This is a genomic window from Chromobacterium subtsugae (assembly GCF_001676875.1).
GTDB classification, from domain to species: Bacteria; Pseudomonadota; Gammaproteobacteria; order Burkholderiales; family Chromobacteriaceae; genus Chromobacterium; species Chromobacterium subtsugae.
Genome location: NZ_JYKA01000025.1, coordinates 66,183 through 72,275, shown reverse-complemented (window position 1 = coordinate 72,275; position 6,093 = coordinate 66,183). Strand labels below are relative to the sequence as shown.

The 6,093-nt window shown below is 65.6% G+C and carries 4 protein-coding genes; all 4 read right to left on the bottom strand.

From position 1 onward, the window contains the following. Nucleotides 1–133: 133 nt before the first annotated feature. The 4 genes from MY55_RS20805 to MY55_RS20790 all read right to left on the bottom strand — a co-directional run bounded on the left by MY55_RS20805 (nt 134) and on the right by MY55_RS20790 (nt 5,976). On the bottom strand, nt 134–1,360 hold the full coding sequence (locus MY55_RS20805; protein ID WP_047237490.1) for a glycosyltransferase family 4 protein: 1,227 nt from the start codon (nt 1,358–1,360) through the stop codon (nt 134–136). A 1-nt stretch (nt 1,361) separates the two neighbouring features. Beyond that, entirely contained in the window at nt 1,362–2,783 is a 1,422-nt protein-coding gene (locus MY55_RS20800) for an HlyD family type I secretion periplasmic adaptor subunit (RefSeq protein WP_065202956.1), read from the bottom strand. A gap of 6 nt (nt 2,784–2,789) precedes the next feature. Next, nucleotides 2,790–4,934, bottom strand: a complete 2,145-nt coding sequence (locus MY55_RS20795; protein ID WP_047237489.1) for a type I secretion system permease/ATPase — start codon at nt 4,932–4,934, stop codon at nt 2,790–2,792. A 181-nt stretch (nt 4,935–5,115) separates the two neighbouring features. Further along, entirely contained in the window at nt 5,116–5,976 is an 861-nt protein-coding gene (locus MY55_RS20790; RefSeq protein ID WP_043581520.1) for a methionyl-tRNA formyltransferase, read from the bottom strand. Nucleotides 5,977–6,093 lie beyond the last annotated feature (117 nt).

Here is a 6,093-nt window from a genome sequence, read left to right as displayed (position 1 = left end):
AGTCTCGCTGTCAGGGCTGTTCGAACCGCGGATGGTCTCGTTGCCATCGCTTTCGCCTGCGCTCATTTCACGGAACAAATCTGTCATTTGAAAACTCCTTATTATCAATATTCACGCACTGCAATCATGCCGGTCAGGTTCGATGCGAAAACGTTCGCTCCGCGCGCATCCCCACGCCCAGCAAATCTCGATAAGCGACAATCCCCGGTTCCACCCCATAGCGCGCCGCGGTCCGCCGCGCCTGCGCGCGCATGGCGGGGTCATCCGCGCGCAAAGCCTCCCTCACCCGCCCGATCAAGGCTTCTTGGTCGAAAAAGCTGGTCAGATGCCCGTTGACGCCGTCGCGGATCACCTCGCGCAGCGGCGCGGTGTCCGACGCCACGATGCGGCAGCCGCTGGCCATCGCCTCCAGCAGGCTCCACGACAGCACGAAGGGATAGGTCAAATAGACGTGCGCCGCCGACACCTGCAGCGCCTTGCGGTAGACCTCGTACGGCACCTTGCCGAGGAAATGCACCCGGTTCGGGTCGACCGGGTTTTCCCGCAGCAGCTTCTCCCGCCAGTTGGCGGCATCGGCCGGCGCATTGCCGTAGCTGACGCCGTCGCCGCCGACGATCACCACTTGGCAATCGGGCTCGGCCCGCAATAAATCCGGCAGCGCGCGCATGAAGATGTGGAAGCCGCGGTAGGGTTCCAGATTGCGCGCGACGTAGGTGACGATCTTCTGCCCGGCGCGCAATTCGCGGCCGTTCGGCAGCGTCAATGCCGCCGATGGATCCGGGCCCAGCCGTTCGGCGTGGATGCCCTCGTGCGCCACCCGCAGCTTGGCGCGGTAAGCGGCCGGGTGCAGGCTGTGCTGCCAGTGGGTGGGGCAGATGCCGGCGTCGCAGTTTTCCAGATTGAGCAGATGCAGCGCATTGCGGGCGCGCAGCCGCGCCGCGCCATCCAGGCTGAGCGGGAATTCCGGGTCGAAATCGGCGTCGGCCCCCTGGCCGTGGTAGAAGAATTCGCAGTAGTGGATCAGCCGCGCGTTCGGAAACAGGTCTTTCAGGAACAGCGTCTCGCCCCAGCCGGGGTGGGCGAGGATCACGTCGGGCCGGTAGCCGCGATGGGCCAAGGGCTGCAAGCTGCGCAGCACCGCCTGGCCGTGCAGCACCGCGTCCTCGTAGCTGATCAGATAGGGATGGGTTTCCCGGCTGGGCCGGCGATGCGGCTTGTAGCGCAGCAGCCGCACGCCTTGCAGGCCGGGCGCGGTGTCCCGCCCCACCGCCAGCAGGTCGATGCCGGGCCGGGTTTTCAGATCATCGGCGATGTGGCGCAGCTGGCCGGGGAAATTCTGGTGGATCAGCAGGATCTTCATCTCAACGCTCCCGCATGCCTTCGCCGATGTGCTCCTGCAGCGGGCTGAGGAAGTAGTCGATCACCCGGCGCTTGCCGGTCTTGATCTCGGCGCTGACCGCCATGCCGGCGCTCAAGTTGACGCGCGCGCCGTCTATCAGCAGATGGCCTTGCCTCAGCCGGATGCGGGCGGGGAACAGCAGACCGCGCTTTTCGTCCTGCTGCGCGTCGTGGCTGACGGTTTCCACCACGCCGTCCAGATAGCCGTAGCGGGTGTAGGGAAAGCTTTCCACTTTCACCGTCACCGCCTGGCCGGGCCGGACGAAGCCGATGTCCTTGTTCTCGATCTGCGCTTCCACTTCCAGCGTCTCGTTGGCGGGCACCACGGCCAGCAAGGGCTGCGCTTCGGTGACCACGCCGCCGACGGTGTGGATGGCCAGCTGCTGCACGCTGCCGGACACCGGCGCGGTGAGTTGGGTCAGCGCCTGGCGGCGGCCGGTTTTCTTCATTTCCTCGCCGGATTGGCTGGCCTGCTCGCGCGCTTCGCGCAGCTTGCCCAGCGCGTCGCTGCGGAAGTTGGCGGTCAGCGCTTGCAATTCTTCGCGCTGGCCGGCGATGGCTGCGGCCAGCTCCTGGATGCGGCTTTGCTGGCTGGCCAGGTCGCCCTGCTGCTCGATGCGCGCCTGCTGCTTGTCCAGATAGGCGTGCCTGGAGATGAAATTCTTGTCCAGCAGCTCCTGGTAGTCGTGCTCGCGCGCCTCGGCCAGCCGCGCCGTGCCTTGCAGCTTGCGCACCTGCTGGCGGGTGGTAGAGAGTTCCGCCTCGCGCTGGCGCAAGGTGGCCTGCAGCGCCTCGCGCTTCGCCTGGTAGGCGCGCCACTGGCCGACGGCCAGGGTTTCCTCGCTCAGTTGCTTGGCCGGATCGACGCCGTCCAGCTTCTCCAGCTGCGGCAGCCGGCCATTGTCCAGCGCCGCCAGCAGCGCCTGGTAGCGGGCGGCGGCCAGGCGGGCGGTTTCCAGCGCGTCGCCGGCCTTGCGGTTGTCGGCGCCGGCGGCGGTGGCGTCCAGCTCGATCAACAACTGGCCGGCCTTGACCAGCTGGCCGTCGCGCACGTGGATGGCCTTGACCACGCTGGGCTCCAGCGGCTGGATGATCTTGGTGCGGCCGCCGCTGACGGTCTTGCCGCCGGCGACGGCGACGATGTCCAACTGGCCGATCAGCGCCCACAAGAACATGCAAAGACACAACGCGACGATCACCCGCATGCTCCAGCGCGGCAACGGCGACACCGGGCTGTCGGTCAGTTCCAGGTGGGCGGGCAGGAAGGCCAGTTCGTCCTCGCTGCGCGGCTTGGGGTCGAGCTGGTGGCGGATGGACCAATATTCGGCGAAGGCCTGGCGGTAGCGGCGCAGGAAATCCCGCAATGCCTCAATCTGCTGCTTCATCGCGGCTTATCCTTGCTGCAGGCTGTGGAGGTGGGCGTAGTAGCCGCCCGGTTTCTGCGCCAGCTCGGCGTGGCTGCCGGCCTCGACGATCACGCCCTTGTCCATCGCGATGATGCGGTGGGCGCCGCGCACGGTGGACAGGCGGTGGGCGATGATCAGCACCGTGCGGCCCTGGCAGATGGCGCGCATGTTCTGCATCACCGCGCGCTCGGACTCATAGTCCAAGGCGCTGGTGGCCTCGTCCAGAATCAGGATGCGCGGGTTGCAGACCAGCGCGCGGGCGATGGCGATTCGCTGGCGCTGGCCGCCGGACAGGCTGGCGCCGTGCTCGCCGACCATGGTGTCGTAGCCCTGGGCCAGCTCCATGATGAAGTCATGGGCGCCGGCCAGCTTGGCGGCGCGGATCACCGCGTCCAGCGGCATGCCGGGATCGGACAGCGCGATGTTGTCGCGTATGCTTTGGTTGAACAGCAGGTTTTCCTGCAGCACCACGCCGATCTGGCGGCGCAGCCAGGCCGGATCGGCCAGCGCCAGGTCGTTGCCGTCCACCAGCACGCGGCCGGACTCCGGCACGTACAGCCGCTGCACCAGCTTGGTCAGCGTGCTCTTGCCGGAACCGGAGCGGCCGACGATGCCGATCACCTCGCCCGGCCGGATCTCCAGGCTCAGCTTGCGCAGGATCTCCGGGCCATCGGGGCGGTAGCGGAACACCACCTGGTCGAACTCGATCTTGCCCTGGATGGGCGGCAGCGCCGCGCGGCTGGCCGGCAGCTCGGTGCGGGTGTTGAGGATGTCCCCCAGCCGCTCCACCGAGATGCCCACCTGCTGGAAGTCCTGCCACAGCTGAGCCAGGCGCACCACCGGCGCCGCCACTTGTCCGGCCAGCATATTGAAGGCGATCAGCTGGCCGACCGACAGATCGCCGCCTATCACCAGCTTGGCCCCCAGCCACAAGGTGGCCACTGTCACCAGCTTCTGGATCAGCTGCACGCCGTTCTGGCCGATATTGGCCAGCCGCGTCACGCGGAAGCCGGCGGCCACGTAGGCGGCCAGCTGCTTGTCCCAGCGCCGGGTCATGTGCGGTTCCACCGCCATCGACTTGATGGTGCCGATGCCGCCCACCGACTCCACCAGGAAGGACTGGTTGTCGGCGCCGCGGGCGAACTTCTCGTCCAGCCGCCGGCGCAGCACCGGCGTCAGCAGCGCCGACCAGGCGGCGTAGCACGGCAAGGAAATCACCACGATCAGCGTCAGCCAGCCGCTGTAATAGAACATCACCGCCAGGAACACGAAGGAGAACAGCAGGTCCAGCACCGTGGTCAGCGCCTGGCCGGTGAGGAAATTGCGGATGCTGTCCAGCTCGCGTACCCGCGCCACCGTGTCGCCGACGCGGCGCGCCTCGTAATAGGCCAGCGGCAGCGCCAGCAGGTGGCGGAACAGCCGCGCGCCCAGCTCCACGTCGATGCGGCTGGTGGTGTGGGCGAACACGTGGCCGCGCAAGGCGGACAACACCACATTGAACACCGACAACAACAGCAGGCCGACGGCGATCACGTCCAGCGTGTTGAAAGCGCGGTTGACCAGCACCTTGTCCATCACCACCTGGAAGAACAGCGGCGTCACCAGCGCGAACAACTGCAGCGCGAAGGACACGCCCAACACCTCCAGCAGCAGCTTGCGGTACTTGACGATGGCCGGCACGAACCAGGTGAAGTCGAACTTGGCCAAGGCGCCGGCCGCCGACGCGCGCGATGCCGCCACCAGCAGCCGGCCGTCGTAGCGCGCCGCCAGTTCGTCCAGGCTCAACACCACGGGACGTCCCTGCTTCAGATCATGGATCAGCGCCTTGTCGCCATCGCAGCGGGCGACGATGAAGTGCTCGCCATTGACCGCCAGCGCGAGCGCCGGCAAGGCCATCAGGCCGATGCGCTCCAGCGGTTGCTTGACGATCTTGGCCTTCAGTTCCAGCTGCTTGGCGGCAAGGAGGAGATCGGTTTCGGAAAAGCGTTCGGCGCTGCGGCCAAACTGGTGGGAGAGCTGCGCGGGGTCGGCGGCGATGCCATGGAACTGGGCCAGCAACACCAGGCCCAGCAAACCCAGATCATGCGGAACAACCTGCTCCGGAACATCCTGAGCGCTTTGGTATTTCATGAAAATTAACAATAATCCAGTTATTTTTCATATTTTTTAACAACTGCGACAAAGCGTCAACGGACAAACCCGGTGCAAAGCCGATTAATTGCGCTTGAAAATTACCAATTCAGAAAAAAAAGGACAAAATAGAACATTAAACGCCACGTCAATGGCAGAAAATAGCCAAAATTCACACAACTCAACGGCGCAGCCGGCCGGTTGCGGCATCCGGCCCGTACAGACTCCATTCGCTGATCAGCAGCATGCCGTCGCTCGCCGCCACCAGCAACTGATCGGCTTGCGAATAAATCAGGCTGCCCGGCGCGAAGCCATGGCTTTCCACCCAGCCTTCGGCGCGGTGGATGAAAATGGTGATGTTGTTGATGGTGGCCGCGCATTCGAAATCGCCGAAGGCGCGCAGCTGGCGCTGCAAGTCGGCCACCGGCCGGGTGAAATCGAGCATGCGCTCCTGTTCGCTCCACAGCGGCCAGTAACTGCCCCCCTCCGCCTGCGGCGCGGCGTCGCGCCATGACGCTTCGAAATTGTGCGCCACCGTCCGGCTCAGCCGGTAAAGCGCGAGTTGCAGCTTGACGTCCAGCGTCTGGTGGCTTTCCGTTTCCGACAATGGAAACCGCTCCTGCGCCAGCACCTCGCCGGTATCGAAATCCGCGGCCACCTTGTGGCAGGTCGCGCCCCATTCGCGGTGCCCTTCCAGCAGGGCCCGCACCTGCGGGTACGGCCCGCGCGCGATGGGCAGCGGCGAAGGATGGAAATTCACCGCGTATTTCAGATAGGGCGTCCAGTCCGGTATGCGCCAGTTGTAGCTGGCCACCAGCAAGGCCTCGCAACCCTGTTCGGCCAGCTCCTGCAAATCCCGCGGCTGCATCGGCGACAGCTGCAGCGGCAGCTTGCGCTGCTCGGCGAAAGCCAGGGAAGCCTTGTGATGGTGCATGCGGTGGTCCACCGGCGTGCAGAACACTTTGACAGGCTGCCAGCCTGCCTGCAGGAAAACATCCAGCACCGGCTTGAAGCGGTCGGACAGGGTAATGGCGAAACGCATGGCATCCATTTCCGGCAAGCGGGGAGAAACGCCCCCGATAGCCTCGTTATACCATCCGCCTTCCGGCCGCCGGCGCCGATGACACGCAAATTAACAGAAGCCCGCGCCGGCGCGCGA